General features: G+C 73.4%; 20 protein-coding genes and 2 pseudogenes. 12 read left to right on the forward strand and 10 right to left on the reverse strand.

Going from position 1 to position 23,980, the window contains the following annotated elements; all coding sequences use genetic code 11:
• Nucleotides 1–13 precede the first annotated feature (13 nt).
• The 3 genes and pseudogenes from QQS16_RS07315 to QQS16_RS07325 all read left to right on the forward strand — a co-directional run bounded on the left by QQS16_RS07315 (nucleotide 14) and on the right by QQS16_RS07325 (nucleotide 4,185).
• Nucleotides 14–843: pseudogene (locus QQS16_RS07315) on the forward strand (MOSC domain-containing protein).
• A 185-nt stretch (nucleotides 844–1,028) separates the two neighbouring features.
• Nucleotides 1,029–1,634, forward strand: coding sequence for an Rv1733c family protein (locus QQS16_RS07320; protein WP_286060799.1), 606 nt, complete (start codon nucleotides 1,029–1,031; stop codon nucleotides 1,632–1,634).
• 112 nt (nucleotides 1,635–1,746) lie between these two features.
• Nucleotides 1,747–4,185 (forward strand): right-handed parallel beta-helix repeat-containing protein, encoded by a 2,439-nt coding sequence (locus tag QQS16_RS07325; RefSeq protein WP_286060800.1) that lies wholly within the window; start codon nucleotides 1,747–1,749, stop codon nucleotides 4,183–4,185.
• Here QQS16_RS07325 and QQS16_RS07330 read toward each other — a convergent pair.
• Complete coding sequence (locus QQS16_RS07330; RefSeq protein WP_286066242.1) at nucleotides 4,155–6,470, reverse strand: hypothetical protein; 2,316 nt, start codon at nucleotides 6,468–6,470, stop codon at nucleotides 4,155–4,157. The two genes, QQS16_RS07325 and QQS16_RS07330, sit on opposite strands and share 31 nt — an antisense overlap.
• A 373-nt stretch (nucleotides 6,471–6,843) precedes the next feature.
• On the opposite strand from QQS16_RS07330, the gene QQS16_RS07335 reads away from it, so the two are divergent.
• Nucleotides 6,844–7,683, forward strand: coding sequence for a DeoR/GlpR family DNA-binding transcription regulator (locus QQS16_RS07335; protein WP_286060801.1), 840 nt, complete (start codon nucleotides 6,844–6,846; stop codon nucleotides 7,681–7,683).
• A gap of 294 nt (nucleotides 7,684–7,977) precedes the next feature.
• Here the strand turns inward: QQS16_RS07335 and cds1 are convergent, their stop codons facing one another.
• Nucleotides 7,978–9,123 (reverse strand): L-cysteine desulfhydrase Cds1, encoded by a 1,146-nt coding sequence (gene cds1 / locus QQS16_RS07340; protein ID WP_286060802.1) that lies wholly within the window; start codon nucleotides 9,121–9,123, stop codon nucleotides 7,978–7,980.
• 345 nt (nucleotides 9,124–9,468) lie between these two features.
• Here cds1 and QQS16_RS07345 point away from each other — a divergent pair, with 345 nt between their 5' ends.
• On the forward strand, nucleotides 9,469–9,792 hold the full coding sequence (locus tag QQS16_RS07345) for a hypothetical protein (protein WP_286060803.1): 324 nt from the start codon (nucleotides 9,469–9,471) through the stop codon (nucleotides 9,790–9,792).
• A 187-nt stretch (nucleotides 9,793–9,979) separates the two neighbouring features.
• Entirely contained in the window at nucleotides 9,980–10,522 is a 543-nt protein-coding gene (locus QQS16_RS07350; RefSeq protein WP_286060804.1) for an ATP-binding protein, read from the forward strand.
• A 380-nt stretch (nucleotides 10,523–10,902) separates the two neighbouring features.
• Here QQS16_RS07350 and QQS16_RS07355 read toward each other — a convergent pair whose 3' ends face one another.
• The 3 genes from QQS16_RS07355 to QQS16_RS07365 are packed head-to-tail and all read right to left on the reverse strand — an operon-like array spanning nucleotide 10,903 to nucleotide 14,509.
• Nucleotides 10,903–13,464, reverse strand: a complete 2,562-nt coding sequence (locus QQS16_RS07355) for an ABC transporter permease (protein ID WP_286060805.1) — start codon at nucleotides 13,462–13,464, stop codon at nucleotides 10,903–10,905.
• Nucleotides 13,461–14,228, reverse strand: a complete 768-nt coding sequence (locus QQS16_RS07360) for an ABC transporter ATP-binding protein (protein ID WP_286060806.1) — start codon at nucleotides 14,226–14,228, stop codon at nucleotides 13,461–13,463. Before QQS16_RS07360 ends, QQS16_RS07355 begins: the two co-directional genes overlap by 4 nt.
• The gene (locus tag QQS16_RS07365) at nucleotides 14,225–14,509 is read right to left on the reverse strand and encodes an SHOCT domain-containing protein (protein WP_286060807.1); all 285 of its coding nucleotides are present in this window, start codon (nucleotides 14,507–14,509) and stop codon (nucleotides 14,225–14,227) included. The genes QQS16_RS07360 and QQS16_RS07365 overlap by 4 nt, the downstream gene beginning before the upstream one ends.
• A gap of 162 nt (nucleotides 14,510–14,671) precedes the next feature.
• Between QQS16_RS07365 and QQS16_RS07370 the strand changes: the two genes are divergently transcribed.
• The 4 genes and pseudogenes from QQS16_RS07370 to QQS16_RS07385 all read left to right on the forward strand — a co-directional run bounded on the left by QQS16_RS07370 (nucleotide 14,672) and on the right by QQS16_RS07385 (nucleotide 16,510).
• Nucleotides 14,672–15,262: a TetR/AcrR family transcriptional regulator gene (locus tag QQS16_RS07370; protein WP_286060808.1), complete on the forward strand. Its 591-nt coding sequence runs from the start codon at nucleotides 14,672–14,674 to the stop codon at nucleotides 15,260–15,262.
• A gap of 12 nt (nucleotides 15,263–15,274) precedes the next feature.
• Complete coding sequence (locus tag QQS16_RS07375) at nucleotides 15,275–15,859, forward strand: DUF4865 family protein (protein ID WP_286060809.1); 585 nt, start codon at nucleotides 15,275–15,277, stop codon at nucleotides 15,857–15,859.
• A 13-nt stretch (nucleotides 15,860–15,872) separates the two neighbouring features.
• Nucleotides 15,873–16,307: pseudogene (locus tag QQS16_RS07380) on the forward strand (phosphotriesterase family protein); the annotation flags it as partial.
• Entirely contained in the window at nucleotides 16,247–16,510 is a 264-nt protein-coding gene (locus QQS16_RS07385; RefSeq protein WP_286066243.1) for a DUF1272 domain-containing protein, read from the forward strand. The pseudogene QQS16_RS07380 and the gene QQS16_RS07385, both read left to right, overlap by 61 nt.
• On the opposite strand, the gene QQS16_RS07390 is transcribed toward QQS16_RS07385, so the two are convergent.
• The 3 genes from QQS16_RS07390 to QQS16_RS07400 are packed head-to-tail and all read right to left on the reverse strand — an operon-like array spanning nucleotide 16,425 to nucleotide 18,840.
• Nucleotides 16,425–16,880, reverse strand: a complete 456-nt coding sequence (locus QQS16_RS07390; protein WP_286060810.1) for an RpiB/LacA/LacB family sugar-phosphate isomerase — start codon at nucleotides 16,878–16,880, stop codon at nucleotides 16,425–16,427. The two genes, QQS16_RS07385 and QQS16_RS07390, sit on opposite strands and share 86 nt — an antisense overlap.
• A 34-nt stretch (nucleotides 16,881–16,914) precedes the next feature.
• On the reverse strand, nucleotides 16,915–18,153 hold the full coding sequence (locus QQS16_RS07395) for an ROK family protein (RefSeq protein ID WP_286060811.1): 1,239 nt from the start codon (nucleotides 18,151–18,153) through the stop codon (nucleotides 16,915–16,917).
• Nucleotides 18,154–18,189: 36 nt separating this feature from the next.
• Nucleotides 18,190–18,840, reverse strand: a complete 651-nt coding sequence (locus QQS16_RS07400; protein WP_286060812.1) for an alpha-ketoglutarate-dependent dioxygenase AlkB family protein — start codon at nucleotides 18,838–18,840, stop codon at nucleotides 18,190–18,192.
• A gap of 68 nt (nucleotides 18,841–18,908) precedes the next feature.
• Here QQS16_RS07400 and QQS16_RS07405 point away from each other — a divergent pair, with 68 nt between their 5' ends.
• Together QQS16_RS07405 and QQS16_RS07410 are read left to right on the forward strand one after the other, a co-directional pair.
• Nucleotides 18,909–20,039: a methyltransferase gene (locus QQS16_RS07405; protein ID WP_286060813.1), complete on the forward strand. Its 1,131-nt coding sequence runs from the start codon at nucleotides 18,909–18,911 to the stop codon at nucleotides 20,037–20,039.
• A 167-nt stretch (nucleotides 20,040–20,206) separates the two neighbouring features.
• Nucleotides 20,207–22,057: a glycoside hydrolase family 15 protein gene (locus QQS16_RS07410; protein ID WP_286060814.1), complete on the forward strand. Its 1,851-nt coding sequence runs from the start codon at nucleotides 20,207–20,209 to the stop codon at nucleotides 22,055–22,057.
• Between the two features lie 117 nt (nucleotides 22,058–22,174).
• On the opposite strand, the gene QQS16_RS07415 is transcribed toward QQS16_RS07410, so the two are convergent.
• Nucleotides 22,175–23,203 (reverse strand): DUF8832 domain-containing protein, encoded by a 1,029-nt coding sequence (locus QQS16_RS07415; protein WP_286060815.1) that lies wholly within the window; start codon nucleotides 23,201–23,203, stop codon nucleotides 22,175–22,177.
• Nucleotides 23,204–23,422: 219 nt separating this feature from the next.
• Nucleotides 23,423–23,875: a phospholipase gene (locus tag QQS16_RS07420; protein WP_286060816.1), complete on the reverse strand. Its 453-nt coding sequence runs from the start codon at nucleotides 23,873–23,875 to the stop codon at nucleotides 23,423–23,425.
• Nucleotides 23,876–23,980: the final 105 nt, after the last annotated feature.

Here is a 23,980-nt window from a genome sequence, read left to right on the forward strand (position 1 = left end):
GCACGATGAGCGCATGGGGAACGTGTGGTTGCAGTCGATTCATGTGCATCCGGTCAAGGCGTTCCGGGGCCTCGCGCCCCGGGAGGCCGTCGTGGAGCCCTGGGGGCTGGCCGGAGACCGACGCTGGGCACTGATCGACGACGGGGGAAAGGTCGTCACCCAACGTCAGCGACCACGCCTCGCGCTGGCCGCCGCCGAACTCCTGCCCGGCGGCGGCGTCCGGCGCTGTCCGCGCCCGGCCGCAACCCGCTGACGGTGCCCGTCCCGCGGCCGTTCGGGCGGGTGCCCGTGGAGATCTTCCGCGACAAGGTGGAGGCCGTCCCGGCCGAGGACGACGCCGCGCACGCCTGGTGCAGCGCGTTCCTCGGTGCCGACGTGCGCCTGGTACACCTCGACGACCCCGCCTCGCGCCGCCCCGTGGACCCCGCGTACGCGCTGCCCGGCGAGACGGTCACGTTCGCCGACGGCTATCCGCTGCTGCTCACCTCCGCGGCCTCCCTCGACGCACTCAACGCCCTGATCGCCGAGGGTGACCGGGCGCACGAGGGTCCGCTGCCGATGAACCGTTTCCGGCCGAACGTGGTCGTGGCGGGCGCCGCCGCCTGGGCCGAGGACGACTGGTCCCGGATCGCCGTCGGCGAGGTCACCTTCCGCGTCGCCAAGATCTGCGGGCGGTGCGTCGTGACCACGACCGACCAGGACACGGCCGACCGCGGCCGGGAACCCCTGCACACCCTCGGCCGGCACCGCCGCGTCGACGGCAAGCTGGCCTTCGGACAGAACCTGGTGCCCGAGACCCGGGGCACCATCCGGGCCGGCGATCCGGTCACCGTCCTCGCCTGAACCGGATCCCGCTCCGCCCGGAACCCGGGAACCCGGGAACCCGGCCCAGGGCCCCGCGCGTTGCATGTTCCGTGAGCGGTTCCGAGTGCTCCGGACACTGGTGATCTCGCTCTCTCTTCGACCGGATCCGCGTGTGCGGGGATCACGGCGGGAGGTCTCATGGAGCGGGAAGGGGGTGCGGGACGGTGCGAGCGATCGGCGGACTGTGGCGCTGGCGGCACAACCCGCTGCGCCGCCGAACCGACCTGGCCGAGGCCTGGGCGGCCCTCGTGGCCCTGCTGCTGATCGTGTTCGTCGGGCCCCTCGTCGGCGCGCTCACCGGCCAGATCGCCCAGGACACGCTCCAGCGGTCCGTCCGTGAGCAGCGCCAGGCCCGGCACCTGGTGACGGCCACCGTCGTCCGCAAGCTGGACCGCTCCCCACTGGACACCGACCCCGAGAGCTCCTCCGGCCGTGACCTGCGCAGCCGGGTGGCCGCCGACTGGACCGCTCCGGACGGCACCGCGCGGCGGGGCACCGTCCTCGCGCCCCTCGCGGACCCGCGCCGCGGCGACCAGTTCACGCTGTGGACGGACGCGCGCGGACGCATCGTGGCCCGGCCCCTGGACCCCGCCACGGCGACGACCCACTCCGTCCTCGCCGGGGTCGGTGCCGCGCTGCTGACCGCGGGCCTCGTCGAGGCGGGCAGACGGCTGGCTGTCTGGCGCATGGTCCTTCGCCGGTACGCCCGTTGGGACCGGGCCTGGGAGCGGGCGGGACCGGACTGGGGCAGGACCGGCACCGGCAGCTGACCGCCTTCCGGCTCTGGTCAACCCACCGCCTGCGCGCACGCTACGGTGGACCGGCCGAACTACTTCGGCAGCACGAAACCCGCGTACGACGAGGTGGGGGCACGGCAACGCCATGGCACAGGGCACGGTCCAGGTGACGCACACCGGTACATCGCGGTGGCGGCGCCGCACGGGTGAGTACGCGTCGCTCGCCGCCGCCCTGGAGGCCGCGGCCGACGGCGATGTCCTCACCGTCGCCCCGGGCACCTACCGGGAGAACCTCGTCATCCAGCGGGCGGTGACCCTGCGCGGCCCGGAGGGCTCCGCGGGCTCGGTGCGGATCGCGCCCGTGGACGGGGTGCCGCTGACCGTGCGGGCCTCGGCCGTGGTCCAGGACCTGCACGTGGAGGGCCAGGACGCCGCGGCGCCCGCCCTGCTCGTCGAGGAGGGCACCCCCGAACTCACCGACCTGCGGATCGTCACCCGCTCCGCGGCCGGCATCGAGGTGCGCGGCGGCGCGCGGCCGACCGTGCGGCGCTGCACCGTCGACAACCCGGCCGGTGTCGGCATCGCCGTACTGGACGGCGGGGGCGGGGTGTTCGAGGAGTGCGAGGTCGTCGCGGCGGGCCAGGCGGGCGTCGCCGTGCGCGGCGGCGCGCATCCCCGGCTGGAGCGCTGCCGCGTGCACCACACCTCGGGTGTGGGCCTGTCGGTGACCGGTGAGAACTCCGCGCTGGAGGCGCTGGGGTGCGAGGTCTACGAGGTCCGCGGCAGCGGCGTCCAGGTCACCGGCCGGGCCACCGCCCACCTCACCGACTGCGATGTGCACCGCACCACCGCGGACGGCGTCACGCTCGACACGGACGCCGTGCTGACGCTGGCCGACTGCCGCATCCACGACATCCCGGAGAACGCGGTCGACCTGCGCTCGCGCTCCGTGCTGACGCTGACCCGCACGACGGTGCGTCAGTTCGGCCGCAACGGCCTGTCGGTGTGGGACCCGGGCACCCGCGTGGACGCCAACCAGTGCGAGATCTTCGACAGCACCGGTGACTACCCGGCCGTCTGGGTCAGCGACGGCGCCACCGCCGTACTGGACTCGTGCCGGGTGCACGACGTGCCGGACGCCCTGTTCGTCCTCGACCGCGGTTCCCGCGCGGACGTCGTCGACAGCGACATCTCCCAGGTCCGCAACACGGCCGTGTCGGTGAGCGACGGCGCCACCGCTCAGCTCGACGACTGCCGTATCCGGGACGCGGCGACCGGCGCCTGGTTCCGCGACCACGGCAGCGGCGGCACCCTCAGCAACTGCACGGTGGACGCCACCCAGACCGGCGTGATCGTCACCAAGGGCGCCGACCCGACGGTGGAGCGCTGCACGGTCGACTCCCCCGCCGAAGCGGGCTTCTACGTCTCGGCGGGGGGCCGGGGCAGCTTCCTGAACTGCCGGGTGACGGGCAGCGGCGGCTACGGCTTCCATGTGATCGACGGCTCCCGTACGACGCTGAGGAAGTGCCGTACGGAGCGCTGCGCGCGCGGTGGGTACGAGTTCGCGGACGCCGGTGGCGACGCGGCGTCCGGCGCCGGTCCCGTCGTGGAGGACTGCACCAGCGACGAGAGCGGAAGCCCGCGGCAGCCCAGCGCGCCGGAGACCGCTGTCCAGACCCTGCCGCAGTCCCCCGGCCTGCTGGGCTCGATCCCCGGGCAGCGCGCCGGCGATCAGGAACCGGCGGTCGCCGCTCCCGGGCCGGACAGGCCGGTGCGGGCCTCCAAGGCCGTGCTCGGTGAACTGGACGCGCTGGTGGGCCTGGACAGCGTCAAGCGCGAGGTGCGGGCGCTGACCGACATGATCGAGGTGGGCCGGCGCCGCCAGGAGGCGGGTCTGAAGGCCGCCTCGGTCAAGCGCCACCTCGTCTTCACCGGCTCCCCCGGCACCGGCAAGACGACGGTCGCCCGTCTCTACGGCGAGATCCTGGCCTCCCTCGGCGTGCTGGAGAAGGGCCACCTGGTCGAGGTGTCCCGGGTCGACCTGGTCGGCGAGCACATCGGTTCCACCGCGATCCGCACCCAGGAGGCCTTCACCCGGGCGCACGGCGGTGTGCTGTTCATCGACGAGGCGTACGCGCTGTCGCCGGAGGACTCGGGCCGCGACTTCGGCAAGGAGGCCATCGACACGCTGGTGAAGCTGATGGAGGACCAGCGGGACGCGGTCGTGGTGATCGTCGCCGGCTACACGGCCGAGATGGAGCGGTTCCTCTCGGTCAACCCCGGTGTGGCGTCCCGCTTCTCCCGGACCATCACCTTCAGCGACTACAACCCCGAGGAACTGCTGCGGATCGTGGAGCAGCAGGCCGAGGAGCACGAGTACCGGCTGGCGCCGGGCGCCGCGGAGGCCCTGCTGAAGTACTTCACGACGCTCCCCAAGGGGCCCGCCTTCGGCAACGGCCGTACCGCCCGCCAGACCTTCGAGGCGATGGTCGAGCGGCATGCGAGCCGGGTCGCCCAGGTCACCGACCCGAGCACGGACGACCTGACCCTGCTCTACGCCGAGGACCTGCCCGACTCCGCCTGAGCCCCTCCGGCGGGCCGCGGCCCGGGCAGGTCCGGCCGCAGCCGGCCCAGCAGGCGTTCCCGCTCCTCGGCGAACGCCGGGTCGGCCTGGTAGCCGGAGTGGCCGAGGATCGGGGCCGGCAGAGGATGCCGCGCTGTCCGGCCGTACGCGAGCGGGTCCTTGAGGGCTTCGCGGTCGACCTCGGGGCCGCCGTCGCCGGACAGGCGGACCGGGCCGCCGATGGGGTCGGTGGGCCGGTGCAGGTTGCGCCAGCAGTCCACGTCGTGGTGCAGGGCGCTGAGCGCGGCCGGTCCGAAGTGGGCCGGGAACCAGCGGCCGTAGAGGCGCTCCAGCGGCGAGCCGTAGGTCAGCAGCGCGACCCGTCCGCGGGCGGACGGTTCCAGCTGCCAGGCCGCCGCGGCGGCCAGCACGCTGCCCTGCGAGTGGCCGGAGATGACGAGCCGGCCGCCGGTGGCACGGGTCCAGGTGGCCATCCGCCAGGTCAGGTCGGGCACCGCGCGCTCGGCGTAGCAGGGCGGGGCGAAGGGGTGGGCGGCGCGCGGCCAGAAGGTGCCGACGTCCCACAGGATGCCGATGGTGCGGCGTGCGGAGGGGTCCTTGTAGGCGCGCCGGCCCCAGGTGACGAACAGGATGAAGCCGAGTCCGATCAGCCAGGAGCCCAGCGCCTCGGCCGTCTCGGCGGCGCTCTCGACGACGGCGTAGGCCGGCCGGGCCGCCTCGGCGGGTGTCTGCTCGGTGGTCGTCGCGCCGGCCAGGGCCGCGGCGCCCAGCAGGAGGGTCGTGGTGGAGACGACCGCGACGAGCAGGGGCGCGCGGTCGGTGAGGGTGGCCATCGCCCGGGCGCGGGCGATGCGGCGGGTGCGGGTGATGTCCTGCGGCTCGCCCGCGTAGTCGCGCTCCACCGCGGCCAGTTCCAGGCGGCGCAGGAGCCAGGTGCGCCGGCCCAGCCAGCCGAGCAGCACCAGCAGGACGAGCAGCATCGGCGGGATCACGGACGCCTGCCAGGTCAGCAGGACCGGTGGGCCGGGGATGTTCGTGCCGGTGCCGTCGAGCCAGTCGGCGACACGCTGGGAGACGCCGCCGGACATGACCCCGCCGAGCGCGCAGGCCAGCATCGCGACGGCCGGGCCGCCCAGTCCGCGCAGCGCCACGCGTGCGTCCGGACGCACCCGGTGCAGCACATGGGCGACCACACCGAGGGCGATCACCAGCAGGCCCTGGGCCAGGGTGAGGGCACCGAAGGTCGCGTCGCCCGGCAGCCGGCCCGCTGATTGCCATCCCGGGCGCTCCCACCCGGCGTACACCCCGGTGAGGACGAGCAGGGCGACGGCGGCGAGCGGCAGCCGTCGGACGAGGTGTTCGTCGAGCTCGCGGTCGAGGCGGTGCTCGCTGCGGCCCCGGCGGCACACCACCCACACCACGGCCGCCGCGGCCACGACCAGCGCCGTCTCCAGGAGCCGGCCCAGGACGTCGAGGAGCGCGGGTCCGCCGGGCCGGTGGTCGAACCGGGCGGCCGACGTGCCGACCGCCGCGGCGACCGTCAGCAGACCGGCGGCGGTGTGCGCGGCGCGGAGCCGGGCCACCAGGCGGCGTCCGTACCAGAACCCGGGGCGGCCGAGGGCGGTGTGGCCGGTCTCCTCCTCGGGCTCCGGCGCGCGGGACATCGGCTGCTGGGACTCGTACGCGCTCCAGGTGCGGTGGGAGAGGTACCACAGCAGGGCGGTGAGGACGGCCGGGACCAGGGCCGCGACGACCAGGCGGCGGCCGGGCCGGCTCCACCAGCCGCCGTCCGAGACCTCGGGGGACAGGAAGCCCAGCCAGGAGTGCCGCTCGGCGCACGCGGACGTGCCCGCGCACTGCCAGGCGGCGAGGTCCAGCGCGACCTCGCAGGCGGCGGCGACCAGCAGCACGGTCAGGGTGAGCCCGGTGAGCCGCACCAGCAGGCCGTACAGGCGCACGGTCCGGGTGCGGCCGCGGGCGGTGGGGCGCATCCAGTGGGCGAGGTTGACGACCATGAACGGCAGCAGCAACAGCCACAGGGCGCGGGTGCCGTTGCCGGAGGTGAGGTTGCACCAGACGTAGGCCTCCGGCACCGGGCGGCCGCGGTGGGCGTCCGGCCGGGACTCCGCGTCGGCGTCCTCGGCGCGCCGGAAGACGGCCGCGGTGTCGTCGCCGGTGATCCGCACCGTGCGCGGATCGTCGAGCATCTGCTCGGGTGTGGTGCCGCCCACTCCGTGGACCAGGAGCTCGAGCGCCGCTCCGCCGTCCGCCGGCCGACGGGCCATGTCGTCGGTGCCCCCGGCCGGGACATGTTCCTGCGCAGGTTCCACTGTCCGCACTTCCCCCGTGACGCGCCGTCGGCATCTGTCCGTGCGGGCACAAGGATCGCCGCTGGGCGCGCGGCGTACACCCCTCGTCACGGAATCTCCCCGATCCGTGTGACAGCGGGGGGCCGGGAGGTCACGTCACTGACATGTGCGCGTCCGCACGGTCGGTGGCGCGACCCGACACGGCCCGTGCGAGGATGGGACGTCCGCGCACCGGGGACGGGCAAAATGGCCTGGTCGACGGGGGTCCTCCCGGCTCGCGCGCAGTGGTGGGCCGGGGAGGGTGCGCGAGGCGTGTCGGACGGCTTGAGGCGAAAGGACCGGAGCGTACGTGAGTGAGAATCAGAACCTCCTCGCGGAGCAGCGGCGCGCCCTGATCCTGGACGAGGTCCGGCGCCGTGGCGGCGTCCGCGTCAACGAGCTCACCCGCAAGCTCGGCGTGTCGGACATGACCGTACGGCGGGATCTCGACGCGCTGGCCCGGCAGGGTGTGCTGGAGAAGGTGCACGGCGGTGCCGTCCCGGTGGTGGAGGCGAGCACGCACGAGCCGGGGTTCGAGGCGAAGTCGGGTCTGGAGCTGTCCGCGAAGGAGGACATCGCGCGGGCCGCGTCCGAGCTGGTCGCGCCGGGCAGTGCCATCGCGCTGTCGGGCGGTACGACGACGTACGCGCTCGCGCACCAGCTGGTGGACGTGCCGGACCTGACCGTGGTCACCAACTCGGTGCGGGTGGCCGACGTCTTCCACGCGGCACAGCGCACCTCGGGTCCCCGGCAGGGCGCCGCCACGGTGGTGCTGACCGGCGGGGTGCGCACCCCCTCGGACTCGCTGGTGGGGCCGGTGGCCGACCAGGCGATCGCGGCCCTGCACTTCGACCTGCTCTTCCTCGGGGTGCACGGCATATCGGTGGAGGCCGGCCTGTCCACGCCGAACCTCGCGGAGGCCGAGACCAACCGGCGCCTCGTGCAGTCGGCGCGGCGGGTCGTGGTGGTCGCCGACCACACCAAGTGGGGGACGGTGGGCCTGAGTTCGTTCGCGGCGCTGGAGCAGGTGGACACGCTGGTGACGGACGCCGGGCTGTCGGGCGAGGCGCGCGCCGAGGTGTCGGAGCATCTGCGGCGGCTGGTAGTGGCGGGCGAGCCCGACGAGTCCGACGAGGCCTCGGACATCTGACCCTGCCGCCGGTTAGGCTGTGGCGTCGTCTCCGTCGCCGCCCCGGCCGTGGTGAGTGACCGCCGCCCGGTCGGCCGCTTCCGGGACGCGGTCGCCTCGCTCGACCGGCGGCTGGACTCCCGCTAGGGCCCAGGAGCGGCGTTCGGCGCGTGCTCTCGCCGCACGGCCGGCAGTCCACGGAGGTCCGGTGGCCGTACGTCCCGTACGAGGACATCCCGGCCGGCACACCTGGACCACGCACCAGGCACCGCTTCTCGACGGGCAGACGTCGCCTGCCGCACAACCAGGTGTCGTTCAGGGCGCGTCCGGGGTCACGTCCCGGCGCCAGACACCCGTCTCCAGCAGCGAGGTGATCGCCGCCGTGTACGGCGCGATGTCCAGGCCCTGCTCGGCGAGCCACGCGTCGGAGTAGTACTTGTCCAGGTAGCGGTCCCCGGGGTCGCACAGCAGCGTCACCACGCTCCCCTGCCGACCCTCGGCCACCATCTCCGCGACGATCTTCAGTGCGCTCCACAGTCCGGTGCCCGTGGATCCGCCCGCCCGGCGGCCGATGGTCCGCTCCAGGGCGCGGACGGCGGCGACACTGGCCGCGTCCGGGACCTTCATCATCCGGTCGATCGCGCCGGGCACGAAGCTCGGCTCCATGCGCGGCCGTCCGATGCCCTCGATCCGGGATCCGCAGTCGCAGGTGACGTCCGGATCGCCGGTGGTCCAGCCCTCGAAGAAACAGGAGTTCTCCGGATCGGCGACACAGATGCGGGTGTCGTGCTGCATGTAGTGGACGTAGCGCGCGAGGGTCGCCGAGGTGCCGCCGGTGCCGGCCGTGGCGACGATCCACGCGGGCTCCGGGAACCGCTCCGACGCCAGCTGACGGAAGATGGATTCGGCGATGTTGTTGTTGCCGCGCCAGTCCGTGGCCCGTTCCGCGTAGGTGAACTGGTCCATGTAGTGGCCGCCGGTCTCCACCGCCAGGCGGGCCGACTCCTCGTACATCTTCCGGGAGTCGTCCACGAAGTGGCACTGCCCGCCGTGGAACTCGATCAGGCGGATCTTCTCGGCGCTGGTCGTGCGCGGCATGACGGCGATGAAGGGCACTCCGATCAGCTTCGCGAAGTACGCCTCGGACACGGCCGTCGAACCGCTGGAGGCTTCGATCACCGGGCGGCCCGGCCGGATCCAGCCATTGCACAGACCGTAGAGGAACAGGGAGCGGGCCAGCCGGTGTTTGAGGCTGCCGGTCGGATGGGTCGACTCGTCCTTCAGGTACAGGTCGATGCCCCACCGCTCGGGCAGCGGGAACCGCAGCAGATGCGTGTCGGCCGAGCGGTTCAGGTCCGCCTGGACCTTGCGCACCGCCTCTTTCAGCCAGCCGCGATAGGCCCCGTCGGTGCGGTCGACGTCGAGGGTTTCGCCGGTCCGGATCTGTGCGGGGGTGCTCACGGCAGGCTCCTTACGTTCCGCGCCGACGGCGCCTCGCGCGGTCGGCACACCGATCATAGACACCTTCCTGCACGCTTCTCACCTGCATAAACACCTCTTTGGGCGACTCAAAGGCAGCCCTGGGGTGCGATGGCGCGGCCCCGTGGGGGGCGCATTCGCGCGAGTGCTCCGGGTGCTCACGGCGAGGCGGCCATGCGCACTGGTGCTCGGCGGCCGGGACGGGCAGACTGCCCGACGGGACGAAGGTCCTGGACGGGGGCGCGCATTGGATCACGACAGGAACGGGACAACGGCTCACGCGTGAGCGCGAGCCGGCAGAGCCACGCACAAGGGGGGCGGAGCCAGATGGCGGAGCCGGAGTTCAGGGCCACGGGCGTGCGGATCGGGAAGCGACTGCGCTCGCTCACCCGGGCCGGGCAGGTCCGGATCAACGACGGCAGGCTCGAACTGCTCACCAGTTACGGGAGCGAGATCGACAGCGCGCCGGTACAGGCGGTGCGTGCCTCCAAGCCCTGGTTCGTCCCGGAGGACCGGGCCCTGGCGGACCTCAACGGCAACCGCTACCTGCTGACCCTGGGCGAGCACGATCCCGCTCCCGGAGAGCCGGGGCCACCCGCCGCACGCCGGTTCGTCGAAGCCGTACGGAAGGCTGCGCGGCGTGACCGCTGAACCACCGCGAGTTGCGGGACCGCGCCTCCTGCGCCACGCTGATCTCACGTAACTCTGGGTTTACCGGCGATAACGCTGCGAACCAGCCCGCCGGCCACGACAGCAGGCGGCCGCGTCACGCGGGCACTCTGCTGGATCGATCCGAACTCCGTGTTCTTCCGGACCTCTATGTCGGGGAGTCGCAGCCGTGATCAGTCACCCGAGCAGGCACTGCACGGTGGAGCTCCAAGCCCTGCCGTCGCGGATCGGCCAGGTCCGCAGAATCGTATCTGCGCAGTTGCGCTACTGGCATCTGGATCCCCTCATAGACCGGGCGGCGCTCGGTGTGACGGAGCTGTTGACCAACGTCCACCTCCATGCCCGGCCCGACAAGACGTGCACCGTGGAGATCGAGCTGGTGCTCGACCGGCTCAAGGTCTCGGTGCGCGACCACGACCCGCGTCTGCCGGTCGTGGGATCGATCGACGAGGCGGACGGGCTCGCCACCTGCGGCCGTGGGCTCGCGATGGTCGCCGCGGTCAGCGAGAGCTGGGGTGTGCGGCCGGACGGCGAGTCCGGCAAGGTCGTGTGGTTCACCCTGCCGACGTCCTCGGCCGCGCGGGCCGGTTCCGCTCGTCCGCCGCGGCGCCAGGTCGTGGACAAGCCCGCGCGCCGGTTCGCGGAGGTCGAGCACGCGGTCGACCTGCGCCGGCCCGGACACACTCCCGCCCGGTCGGCCGTCCCAGGCTGACCGGGCGGTGACGCCTGTCGCCACGGTGCGGGGTCACTCGGAGCGACGTGTCGTCCGAGGGCCGTCCTCCTCGGTGTCAGGCGTCGTATGAGGGCGGTTCCGCCAGGGGGCACGCCGCCTCCGGACGGTTCCGCCAGGGGGCACGCCTGCGAGAGCGGCTCCGCCCGGTGCAACGCGTCGCCCGGGGGCGGTCCGCTCGGCGTTGTGCGTCGGCCTGGGAACGGTCGCACTCGGTGCCTTGTCGTTCGAGGGCGGGCGCACCCGGTGCCACGCCTCGTCCGAGAGGCATCCCACCCGGTGCCAGGTCTGGTCCGAGAGCCATCCACCGGTGCCACGCCCCGTCAGAGGCGGTGGTGCCGTGTCGGCCGGCGCGGACGGTTTCACTCCGTGGCGATGGCCCGCAGCACGTCCAGGCGTGCCGCGCGCCGCGCCGGGCGCAGGCCGGCGAGGGCTCCGGCGGCGAGCCCGACCAGCGCCACGACCGCGAGTCGCGTCGGCGGCATCGCGAAGGCGAAGGCGCTGTCGCTCGTCCCGTCCGAGGCCTTGACCAGCACCCAGCCGAGGAAGGTGCCGAGGGCGAGGCCGCCGACGGTGCCGAAGGCGGCGACCAGGACCGACTCCCAGCGGACCATGGCACGCAGCTGGGACCGGGTCTGGCCGACGGCCCGCAGGAGCCCCAGTTCGCGGGTTCGTTCGTGGATCGCCAGGGTCAGTGTGTTGGCGATGCCGAGGAGCGCGATGAGCACCGCGAGGGCCAGCAGCGCGTAGACGAGCGTGAGCACCATGTCGATGCCGCCGGCCGAGGACCGCGCGTACGCCTCGCGGGTCTGCACCTCGGGGTCGCCGTACTGAGCGGCCACCCTCTCCACCGCCGCCCTGCCCGCGTCCGGGTCCACGCCGTCCTCGAAGGAGACCGCGACGAGGCTGTCGGAGTCCTGGGTGCGGTGCGGGGCCCAGGCGGCGCGGGTGATGACGTACTCGCCGGCGAGTTCGGACCGTTCGTAGACCGCGCGGACGGTGAAGGTCTCGCGCCGGCCGTCGGTGAAGGTGAGCTGTGCCGTGTCGCCGGTGGCCAGGCCCAGTCGGGCGGCCTCGTCCTGGGTGACGGCGATGCCGTCGGTGCCGAGGGCGTCCAGGGAGCCGTCGACCGTGCCGAGGTCGAAGGTGCGGGCCAGGGCGACCGGGTCGGTGACGGTCAACGCGCGCCCCTTGCCGTCGACTTCGGCGACGCCGCGGCCGAGTCCGACGGCCGTGTCCACCTCGGGCAGCCGCTGCACCGCTCCGGCAAGCCGGGGGCTGAGGCCGCTGCCGCCCGCACCGAACGACGGGGTGCTGACGGCGACGTCGCCCGCGAAGGACCGCGAGACGGTCTGGTCCATGGTCGCCTTCAACGAGGCGCCGAACACGGTGAACAGCGACACCACGGCCACACCGATCATCAGGGCGCCGGCGGTGGCGGCCGTCCGTTTCGGGCTGCGCAGGGCGTTGCGCCGGGCGAGCCCGCCGGTGACCCCGCGCAGTGTGTCGAGCGGGCCGCCGAGGACGCGTACGGCGGTGGTGGCGGCGACCGGGCCGAGGACGACGAACGCGGCCAGGGCCAGGACGGCGCCGCCTCCCGCCAGCCAGAGGGACGGTGACACCAGGACGCCGGTGAGGGTGACCGCGAGGGCGAGTGCGGCGAGCCCGAGGCCGGTGACGGCGCGGGCGCGGGAGGCGCCGGACGAGTCGACGGCCGTCTCACGCAGGGCGGCCAGGGGTGCGGTGCGGCCGGCGCGTACGGCGGGCTGTAGCGCGGAGCCCAGGCAGACCACGACGCCGACGGCGAGCGGTACCGCCATCGACAGCGCGCCGATCACCAAGTCCCCTTCGGGGAAGGGGAATCCGATGGCCGGGAACAGGGCCTGCAACCCGGCGGCGACACCGATGCCGCCCGCCAGTCCGGTGGCCGACGCGAGCACGGCCACGGCGCCCGCCTCGACGAGGGTGGTGACGGTGACCTGGCGGCGGGAGGCGCCCAGCGCCCGCAACAGGGCGTTCTCACGGGTGCGTTGGGCGACGACGATCGCGAAGGTGTTGTGGATGGAGAAGGTCGCGACCAGCAGTGCCACGCCGGAGAACACCAGCAGGAAGGTGGTGAAGAGGGTCAGGAACCGGCTGGAGATCATGTCGGTGTTCTCCTCGGCCGCCTGCTGACCGGTGATGGCCTCGACTCCCGCGGGCAGTACGGGGGTCAGCCGGTCGACGAGCTCCCGCTGGCCGACTCCGGGACCCGCGCGCACCTGGATGCTCGCCGCCTCACCGGGCCTGGCCGTGAGGTACTTCTCGGCGTCGGCCCGGGTCAGGCCGGTGAAGGTCACCTGGGCCATGCCGTCCTCGCCGCCGAAGGTGGCAAGGCCGACGATGGTCACCGTGACGGGGTCGGGCGTACGCAGCGTCGTCGTGTCGCCGATGGCCAGGCCGCCCTTCTCGGCGGCTCCCCGGTTGACGACGGCCTCACCGGACCGCTCCGGGGCGCGGCCCTCGGCGAGCCGGTACGGGTTGAGCTGCGGGTCGGTGATCCAGTTGCCGGCACGGGTGGGCGGTCCCTGGCCGCCGACGGGGGCACCGTCCGCGCCGACGAGCTGCCCGGCGCCCTGGATGTCGGGGGCGGCGGCGGCCACGCCCGGGACCTTCTCGACGGTGCTCACCAGGTCGGTGGCCACCGGCTGGCGCACGCCCTGGCTCTCCCCGGGCGTGGTGATGGCGTCGGCGCTGCGGATCACGGCGTCGGTGCCGCGGGTCGCGTCGCCGAACATCTCGTCGAAACCGGCGCGCAGGGTGTCGCCCATGACGAGCGTCCCGGCGAGGAAGGCGACGCCGAGGAACACCGCGAGGAACGTCCCGGCGAAGCGCCGCCTGTGGGCGCGCAGGGAGGACCCGCTCAGACGTACGGCGGCGTTCATGAGGGCACCTCGAAGGCTTTCAGGCGGTCCAGGACCTTGTCGGCGGTCGGGGCTTCCATCCGGTCGACCAGGCGTCCGTCGGCGAGGAAGACGACCTCGTCGGCGTGCGCGGCGGCGACCGGGTCGTGGGTGACCATGACGACCGTGCGGGCCGTCTGCCGTACGGCGCGGCCGAGCAGCCCGAGGACCTCCTCGCCGGAGCGGGAGTCGAGGTTGCCGGTCGGCTCGTCGGCGAACACGACGTCCGGCCGGCCGGCGAATGCCCGGGCCACGGCGACCCGTTGCTGCTGGCCGCCGGAGAGTTCGGCGGGCCGGTGGTGGAGGCGGTCGCGCAGGCCGACGACGTCGATCAGCGTGTCGATCCACTCCGGGTCGCCCTCGCTGCCCGCGAGGTCCAGCGGCAGACGGACGTTCTCGGCGACGGTCAGTGTCGGCAGCAGGTTGAACGCCTGGAACACGAAGCCGACGCGGTCGCGGCGCAGCAGGGTGAGGCGGCGGTCGTCGAGGGCGCCCAGTGCGGTGTCGCCGATGTGGGCGGTGCCCGAGGTGAGGGTGTCGAGGCCGGCCGCGCAGTGCATCAGCGTGGACTTGCCGGAGCCCGAGGGCCCCATGATCGCGGTGAAGCGGCCGGCCGGGAAGTCGACGCTCACCCCGTCCAGGGCGCGTACCGCGGTGTCACCGCCGCCGTACACCTTGACGGCGTCGACGACCCGGGCGGCCGGCGGTGTGCCGGTCGTGGCGGTGGGAGCGGTGGGGGCGGTCATGCCGCACCGCCCTTGCCCGCGGGGCCGAACCGCTCGTCCAGGACGGACAGCCGGCGCCAGTACTCGTCCTCGTCGATCTCGCCGGAGGCGAAGCGGTGGCCGAGCACGGTGAGGGGCGAGTGGTCGTCGGCGACGGAGCGCCGCCAGGGGCCGCCGCGACCGCGCCCCGCGGTGCGGCGCAGGAAGGTGATGCCGCCGATCACGACGGCCGCCCAGATGAGGGGGAAGAACAGGATCCACGGGCCGGGGCCGCCGTCGCCGAAGTGCGCCAGGGTCTGCATGCCGGGTCATCTCCCAGGTAGGTGTTCGCGTGGTGCCCTCGACAGTGGCTCCGGGGAGGGGTCCGGGTCGTCGTACGGGCAGCGGCAGTGGACGTACCTCCTGGGGAGTACGCGGGCTCACGAGGACTGCTCCGCACTGCCTCGACTTCTGTAACTACTAGTATGTACAGTAGCTGCGTGAGCACCTCGGACCGGTTGATCGAGTCCACCCGTGACCTGCTGTGGGAGCGCGGCTATGTGGGCACCAGCCCCAAGGCCATCCTGGAGCGCGCTGAGGCCGGGCAGGGCAGCATGTACCACCACTTCAAGGGCAAACACGATCTCGCGCTGGCCGCGATCCGGCGCTCGGCCGAGGAGCTGCGGGCCGCCGCCGAGGAAGTACTCGGCGGGCCGGGCACGCCGTACGAGCGCGTCGCGGCGTATCTGCGGCGTGAGCGGGACGTACTGCGGGGCTGTCCGATCGGGCGGCTGACGATGGACCCGGACGTCGTGGCCAGTGACGCGTTGCGCGCGCCGGTGGACGAGACGCTCGACTGGCTCCGCGAGCGGATCGCCGGAATCGTCGAGGAGGGCAGGGAACAGGGCCAGTTCGCCCCCTCCCTGGACGGTGAGGAGATCGCCGCACTCGTCGTGTCCACCGTCCAGGGCGGCTACGTCCTCGCCCGCGCGTCGGGTTCGTCCGCCGCCTTCGACACGGGCGTGCGGGGCCTGCTCTCGCTGCTCGCTCCGCGAAGCGATCCCCCGGCGCCGTGAAGGAGTCCCCCGATGCACGCCATGCAGTACGAGCTCACCCTGCCCGCCGACTACGACACGGGGATCATCCGGGACCGGGTGGCCCGCCTCGGGCATCTGCTCGACACCTGGGAGGGCCTCGGCCTCAAGGCCTATCTGCTGCGCGAGCGCGGGAGGGACGGCTCGCCGGTCAACCAGTACGCGCCCTTCTACCTGTGGGACACCGCGCGGGGAATGAACACCTTCCTCTGGGGCGGCGCCTTCCAGCGGCTCAGCGACGACTTCGGGCGGCCCCCGGTCCGGCAGTGGACCGGCGTGGCGTACGAGGAGGGCGGCGCCGCCCGCTCCCCTGCGCGGGTCGCGGTGCGATGCCGGCGGCCCGTGCCGGACGGCGCCGAGTGGGCGGCCGTCATGGCGGACGCCGTACGTGAGACGGGGCGGCTCGCGCGGCAGGACGGCGCGGTGCTCGCCGCGGCGGCCGTGGACACCGAGCGGTGGGAGCTGGTCCACTTCTCGCTCTGGGAGCACGAGACGCCCGCGGCCGACGGGGACGTCTTCCGGGTCCTGCACGTCTCGGCGCCGGGCCGCGCCCGGCTGCCGCGGGGCCGGCAGTGGTGAGCACGTCCGTACGGTGCCCGGCGCCGCCCTCCCCGAGCACCTGGGCGTGTGCGACGCGCACGACCACCTGTTCCTCGGCAGTCCCCGGCCGCCCGGGCAGGAACCGCGCGGTGTCACCGCGGCGCGCGCCGGACTGGCCGCGTTCCGCGAGCTCGGCGGCGGCAGCGTGGTCCAGTGGACGCCGTACGGGCTCGGTCGGCGGGCCGCCGATCTGCCGCCGTTGTCCCGGCGGACCGGGGTGCAGGCGGTGGCCGCGAAACACCAGGGCGGGCACTACGACGAGGGGGGCCTCAGGGAGCTGCGGGGCCGGCTCGCCGAGGTCTTCGTCGCCGAGCTGACGGAGGGCATCGGCACCTCGGGCGTCCGCCGCTCGACGCACCGGCCCGCATCTGCTCGTACGAGTGCGCCTTCTGCGTGCCGTGCGGTGAGGCCCTGCGGGGCGTCTGTCCGAACTGGGACATGAACGGGCAACAAGGGTGCCCGGCGCGCGAGGGGGTGGTGATGCGGTACGTGGCGTCCCAACCCGGTGGGGCCCACGGCATGTGGCGTCCCAACCCGGTGGCGCCTACGGCGTGTTCCTGCCGAGGTCGAGCCGTCCGATGCGGGCCACGTTCTCCCGGTCCTCGGTGTCCGTGCTGGCCTCGGCGGTGAACCAGGCGTCGAGGATCTCCTTGAGCAGCGGGCCGGAGGTCAGGCGGAGACTGAGGGCGAGGACGTTGGCGTCGTTCCAGCGGCGGGCGCCGTCGGCCGTGCCGGCGTCCGTGCACAGGGCCGCGCGGACGCCGGGCACCTTGTTCGCGGCGATCGAGGCGCCGGTACCCGTCCAGCAGCACACGACGGCCTGGTCGGCCCTCCCGGCGGCGACCTCACGGGCCGCGGCCTCGGAGCAGACGGCCCACCGGGGGTCGGCACCCGGGTTCAGCGCTCCGTGCGCGATGACCTCGTGGCCGCGGGTCCGCAGTTCCTCCACGAGGGTGCGCGCCACGGGTTCGTCCATGTCCGAGGAGACGGCGATCCGCATGCCATGAGCCTACTCGGCCCGGCTCGCGGAAGCGTCAGGACAGCGCGCCCAGCGGATCGTCCAGGACCGGCTGCCAGGCCAGTTCCGCCGCGCCGACCAGGCTGTTGTGGTCGAGGGTGCACGGCAGGATGGGGACGCCGCCGCTCTGCCCCCACAGGCTCCGGTCGGCGACGACCGCGCGCAGCCGGCCCGGGTCCGCGTCGAGCAGGGTGCGGTGCAGGCCGCCGAGGATGATGCGGTCCGGGTTGAGGATGTTCACCAGTCCCGCGAGGCCGAGGCCGAGCCGGTCGATGAGGGCCCCGGCGGCCGCCCGGACGGACGGGTCGGCGTAGTGGTCGAGGATCAGGTCGTTGGCCTGCTGGAGCAGGGAGACCTCCGGACCCGGGTCGCGGCCGGCGGCCGTGAGGAAGGCCAGCGGGTCCGCCTCGACGTCCAGACAGCCGCGGCTGCCGCAGTGGCAGGGTCGGCCCTCGGGGTGGACGGTGAGGTGACCGACTTCCAGCGCCAGGCCCGAACTGCCGGTGTGCAGGCGCCCGTCGAGCACCAGCGCCCCGCCCACGCCCCGGTGTCCGGTGGCCACGCACAGCAGGTCCCGGGCGCCGCGGCCCGCGCCGTGCCGGTGCTCGGCGAGCGCCATGAGGTTGACGTCGTTGCCCGCGAACGCCGGTCCGGTGATGCCGGCCGCGCGCACGCACTCCTCGAAGATGCGGCGCACCGGGGCGCCCACCGGCCAGGCCAGGTGCAGCGGGTTCAGCGCGAGCCCGTCCGGTTCGGCGACCGCGGACGGCACGGCGAGGCCGGCGCCGACGCATCGGCGTCCGGTGGTACGCAGCAGTTCCGCCCCGGCTTCCACGACCGACACCAGGACCTTTGCCGGGTCGGCGTCCACCGTCTCGCAGCCGGGGGCGGTGGCGACGATCCGGCCGCCCAGCCCCACCAGGGCCGCCCGGAACCCGTCGGCGTGCACCTGCGCCGCGAGGACGACGGGCCCGCCCTCGGCGACCGCGAGCCGGTGCGAGGGCCGCCCCTGGGAGCCGGCCGCCGCGCCGGGCCGGGCGTCCACCCGGATCAGCCCGAGCGCCTCCAGTTCGGCGGCGACCGCGCCCGCCGTGGCCCGGGTCACGCCCAGCTCGGCGGTGAGCACGGCGCGGGTCGGGGCGCGTCCGGTGTGCACGAGTTCCAGGGCGGGACCGAGCGCACCCCGCCCCCGGTCCAACCGTGCCCTGGACGTGGTCCCTTCCCCCGCCGTCCGGGGGTCCGCCTTCCCGCTCATGGAGGCGAGTCTCCCATGATCCGCGGATGCGCCGGCCTACAGGCCACTGACCCGGAGCGTGATGTTCAGGCGCCCTGTCAGCCCCGACTCCGGCGGCGCGCTGCCCGCGTGCACCCGCGGTACGCCGTGGAACGCGAGCCGGGACGGACCGCCGAAGACGAACAGGTCACCGCTGCGCAGTTCCACGTCGGTGTACGGCCGGGTACGGGTCTCGGTGTTGCCGAAGCGGAAGACGCAGGTGTCGCCGAGGCTCAGGGACACCACCGGGGCGTCCGACTTCTCGTCGCTGTCGCGGTGCATGCCCATGCGGGCGTCGCCGTCGTAGTAGTTGATCAGCGCGATGTCGTACCCGGCGGTCGCGGCCCACGCCGGACCGAGCGCGTCGCTCACCGCGCGGCGGCCCAGCTCCCCCAGCCAGCTCGGGAACGGTTTCACCGGGGCGCCGTCACCGTCGACGACCGTGCGGGCGTAGGCGTACGGATGCCAGTGCCAGCCCAGGCAGACCTGGCGGGCGGTCATCGTGCCGCCGCCGGGGGTGCGGACCGTGCGCAACCCGGCCGGCGGGCGGGACCACTCCCGGCAGGCCTGCACCAGGTCGCGCTGGCGGGCCGGGTCCAGCCAGTCCGGGACGTGCACCGCGCCCGGCGCCACCTCCGTCCGCTCCCGGGGGAACAGTTCGGTGTCCATGGCCTCCATCCTGCCCGACCGGTCGTAAGCCGCGCCTCGGCTAGCCTTGACGCACGATGGACGACCGTATGACGACTCCCTGGGGCGAGCTGGCGCTGTCCCGTTTCCCCGAGGACCCGCGTGACCGGCTGCGTGCCTGGGACGCCTCCGACGAGTACCTGCTCCGGCATCTCGCGGACGAGAAGGTCCCCCTGTCCGGCACCGTGGTGGTGGTCGGCGACCGCTGGGGCGCGCTGGCCACGGCGCTCGCGGCACACCGGCCGACGCAGATCACCGACTCGTACCTCACCCAGGAGGCGACCCGGGCCAACCTCGCCCGCAACGGCGTCGAGCCCGGCGCGGTGGACCTGCTGACCACGCGGGACACCCCGCCCGCCCGCGTCGACGTCCTCCTGGTCAGGGTGCCCAAGAGCCTCGCGCTCCTGGAGGACCAGCTGCTGCGGCTGGCGCCCGCGGTGCACGCGGACACGGTCGTCGTCGGCACCGGAATGGTGAAGGACATCCACACCTCGACGCTCCGGCTGTTCGAGCGGATCCTCGGGCCGACCCGGACCTCGCTCGCCGAGCGGAAGGCCCGGCTCGTCCTCTGCGCGCCCGAGCCGGCACCGGAACGGGCCGACAGCCCCTGGCCGTACAGCTATGACCTGCCCGACGGCGTCGGGCAGGTCTCGGGGCGCCCGGTCGTCAATCACGCGGGCGTCTTCTGCGCCGACCGGCTCGACATCGGCACCCGGTTCTTCCTCCGGCACCTGCCGGACACGAAGGGCACGCGGGTGGTGGACCTCGGGTGCGGCAACGGCGTGGTGGGTACGGCGGTGGCGCTGGCCGACCCCGGGGCCGAGGTGCTGTTCGTGGACGAGTCGTTCCAGGCCGTGGCCTCGGCGGAGGCGACGTACCGGGCGAACGGCGCGCCCGGGCACGCCGAGTTCCGGGTCGGGGACGGGCTGGCCGGGGTACCGGCCGGGAGCGTCGACCTCGTGCTCGTCAATCCGCCGTTCCACTCGCACCAGGCGACGACCGACGCGACGGCGTGGCGGATGTTCACCGGCGCCAAGCGGGCGCTGCGTCCCGGCGGCGAGCTGTGGGTGATCGGCAACCGGCACCTCGGGTACCACCTGAAGCTGCGGCGCCTGTTCGGCAACAGCCGGCTGGTCGCCAGTGACCCGAAGTTCGTGGTGCTGAGCGCCGTCAAGAGGTAGCCGGGTGCCCTGCGGGTGCCGCGGCGGTCATGGCGACTGCGGATGCCGCGGCGGTCATGGCGACGTCAAGGGTACCGTCGCGGTCCAGCGCCGTTATGGCCCCGCGCTATCCCGTGCCGCCTAAGCTGAGGCTGAGGCCGAGGGGCGTGCCGGGCATGGAGGCTGCGATGGATGGACCACCGACCACACCGACCGCACAGGACGGGTCCGGGAGCGGGAGCGGGCGTTACCTGCCGATCGCCGAGCACGGTCTGATCGGCGACCTGCGCAGCGTGGCCCTGGTGGGCACCGACGGCACGATCGACTGGTACTGCTGCCCGTCGTTCGACGCCCCGAGCGTCTTCGCCTCGATCCTGGACGCGGACAAGGGCGGCTCCTTCGAGCTGGCGGCGACCGTGCCGGCCACGACCAAGCAGTTCTACTTCCCCGACACCAACGTGCTGATCACCCGGTTCTTCACCGAGGACGGTGTCGGCGAGGTGCAGGACTTCATGCCGGTCGACGGGGCCGCGGTGGAGACCGAACGCCACCGGCTGATCCGGCGGGTGCTGTGCGTACGCGGTTCCATCCCGTTCCGTACCCGCGTGGCGCCGCGTTTCGACTACGGCAGTGAGCCGCACACCGTGCGCATGGCCGGTGACGTCGCGGTGTTCGAGTCCGCCAAGCTGTCGTTGGGGCTGACCGCGACCGTGCCGCTGGAGGTCGACGGCCAGGACGCGTACGCCGACTTCAAGCTGGCCGAGGGCGAGTCGGCGGTGTTCGCGCTGGACCAGGTGGGCGGCGAGGTGACACCCCGCCGATGCGCGCGGACGGAGGCCGAGGAGCAGTTCACCACCACGGTGGCGTACTGGCGGACCTGGCTGTCCCAGTCCAAGTACCGTGGCCGCTGGCGGGAGATGGTGCACCGTTCGGCCCTCACGCTGAAGCTGCTGACCTACGCGCCGACCGGCGCGATCGTGGCGGCGCCGACGACGAGCCTGCCCGAGCAGCTCGGCGGCGAGCGCAACTGGGACTACCGGTACGTGTGGGTGCGGGACGCCGCCTTCTGTGTGTACGCGCTGCTGCGGCTGGGCTTCACCGGTGAGGCCGAGGCGTTCATGAACTTCGTGACCCGGCACGTCAGTCCGGGTGACGGCAAGCCGTCGGGCCCGCTCCAGATCATGTACGGCATCGACGGCCGCACCGATCTGACGGAGCGTGAACTCGACCATCTGGAGGGGCACCGGGCCTCCGCGCCGGTGCGGATCGGCAACGCGGCGGCCGAGCAGCTCCAGCTCGACATCTACGGCGCGCTGATCGACTCGATCTACCTCTACGACAAATGGGCCAAGCCCATCTCCAGCAGCCAGTGGGACGACGTGTGCGCGCTGGTGGACTGGGTGTGCGAGAACTGGGACCAGCCCGACGAGGGCATCTGGGAGACCCGCGGGGGCCGCAAGAACTTCCTGTACTCGCGGCTGATGTGCTGGGTGGCGATCGAGCGCGGGATCCGGATGGCCAACCGTCGCGGGCTGCCCGCCGACCTGAACCGCTGGCGGGAGTGCCGCGACACCATCTACCGGCGGATCATGAGCCGGGGCTGGTCGGAGACGCGCCAGGCGTTCGTGCAGCACGAGGACGGTGACGTGCTCGACGCGGCGGTGCTGATGATGCCGCTGACGAAGTTCATCGCGCCCACCGACCCCAAGTGGCTGTCCACGCTGGACGCCCTCACCCACGACCTGGTGTCCGACTCGCTGGTCTACCGCTACGACCCGCTGGAGAGTCCCGACGGGCTGCGCGGCGACGAGGGTACGTTCTCCATCTGCTCGTTCTGGTACGTCGAGGCCATGGTGCACGCCGGGCGGATCGACGAGGCGCGGCTGGCGTTCGAGAAGATGCTCACCTACGCCAACCATCTCGGCCTGTACGCCGAGGAGATCAGCCACACCGGCGAGCAACAGGGCAACTTCCCGCAGGCGTTCACCCATCTCGCCCTGATCAGCGCGGCCTTCAACCTGGACCGTGCCCTCGGCTGAGGACCGAGGACCGAGGACCGGTTGCGAAATCCCGCGCGGGCGGATGCGGGAACGGAGGGCCACCGCCGCTCGGACAGCGCTTGGGCGGGTCGCCTCAAGGGCGCGCCCGCCCAGGTCTCAGTGCCCGTGACCGTCGGAGGTGGCGTGACCGTCCGAGGACTCCGGGGCGTCCGAGCCCGTTCCGGCGCCGGTGGGCGTGCCGGCGTCCGGGCGCTCGCCCGGCTCCGCGCGCTCCTCCCCCGCCGCCGCGCCGGCCCGCACGGTGAACGCCGCGGTGCGGACCTTCCCCGCGTGCTTGAAGTCGAGGAAGAGCCGGTAGGTGCCGGTGCTCGGTGCCGTGGCCGTGAAGGAGACGGCCGGGCCGGGCTCGGTCCGGCCGTCGCCGGGTTCGCCGTTCGGGTGGACGTGCAGGTACGCGAGGTCTCCGGAGCGCAGGGCCACCAGGTGGCCGTAGGCGCCGAGGTAGGGCTGGAGGTCGGTGACGGGCTTGCCGGCGCGGGAGACCGTCAGCGTGAGTTCGCCGGCCGCGCCGGGGCGCAGGGCACCGTCGAGCTCGACCTCGTAGCCGTGCACCCGCGCGGTGGTGTCCGGCTCGGGGAGGCTCCGGGGCGCGTAGGGGCCGGAGGCCGCCAGGTCCGCGCCGAGGGTGAGGTTCGCGGCGTTCCCGCGCGCCGGGGTGAAGTCGGCGAAGACCCGGTAGCCACCCGCCCGGGGCAGGTCGACGGGGGTGCTCCAGGTGCCGTCGGCGGCTCGGACCGGGTGCAGGTGACGGTAGGTGACCAGGTCGCGTGAGGCCACGATGAGATGGAGTTCCTTGTCGTGTTCGCGCCTGTAGGCGGTGACGGCACGACCACTGTCGTCCCGGACGACGAAGCGCAGGTCCGCCCGGCGGCCGGCGGTGACCTGCGGGGTCCTGAGGTCGAGGGTGTAGCCGCCCTCGGAGATCTGCAGTCCGCCCGGCGGTCGCGCCTCGTGCCCCGTGTGGCCGCCGCCGTCCGGTGACGGTGACGCCTCGCCGTGGCTCTCGTGGCGCGCGGGCGCGGCGTCCTCGACGGCCGGGTCGAGGCTCTTGCCCACGCCGTAGGCCGTTCCGAACGTCGCCGCGAGTGCGGCGGCGAACGAGGTGATCTTCAGTCCAGTGTGCATGGCCGGCTCCTGGGCGGTCAGGGCCTCCGGCGTCCCTGTCGAGGCCTGTACACCCCACAATACCCCTGGGGGGTATCCGGTCAAGTCTTCGGGTCGATCCCCCCATATACCGGGCCGGGGTATACGCATCGACACCGGAAGGCGCGTCGAGCCGCGCCGGCAGCCGCCGTCCTGGAAGGTCCAGAGCCGTCCCGGGACCTTCCAGGCTTCGCGGCTCGCTCAGCCGAAGGCCTTGACCGCCTGGTAGTAGGTCCACGCCGTGCTGTCGCAGGCCGTCCTCGTCCCGCCGGTGTAGCCGGCACACACGCGCTTGAGGTCCTCGTAGAAGGCACTGTCCAGGCGCGTCTTGTGGGTACTGAAGGTGCCCGCACCCTTGTAGTTGCGGTAGCCGAAGTCGTGGCGCGCGCAGGAGGTCGAGAAGGGGAAGCCGAACGGGTTGTCCGGCGAGGAGGAGCAGTGGTCGGTGGTCCAGTCGAACCCGTACGCGCCCCAGGCGGACTGGTTCGTACGGGCGGCGTTCCAGGCGCTGTAGCTCGACGCGCCGGTCTGAGTCCAGCTCGCGAGGACCTGGGGCTTGTCGGCGGGCGCGGCCTCGGCGGTCGCGGCCGTACCGACGACGGCGGCCAGGGCCAGAGTCGAAGCGGCGAGAGCGGTGGCGAATCTGCGGTGCATCCCACACCTCCATGAGGCTGCGATCCGCTCCTCGGATCGCAGGTTCATGACAAGAGGATCGGCACCGCGACAGTGTTCTCACTCGGCTCGCACTCGAATGGCCCA

It is taken from the genome of Streptomyces sp. ALI-76-A (genome assembly GCF_030287445.1).
Lineage (GTDB): Bacteria > Actinomycetota > Actinomycetes > Streptomycetales > Streptomycetaceae > Streptomyces.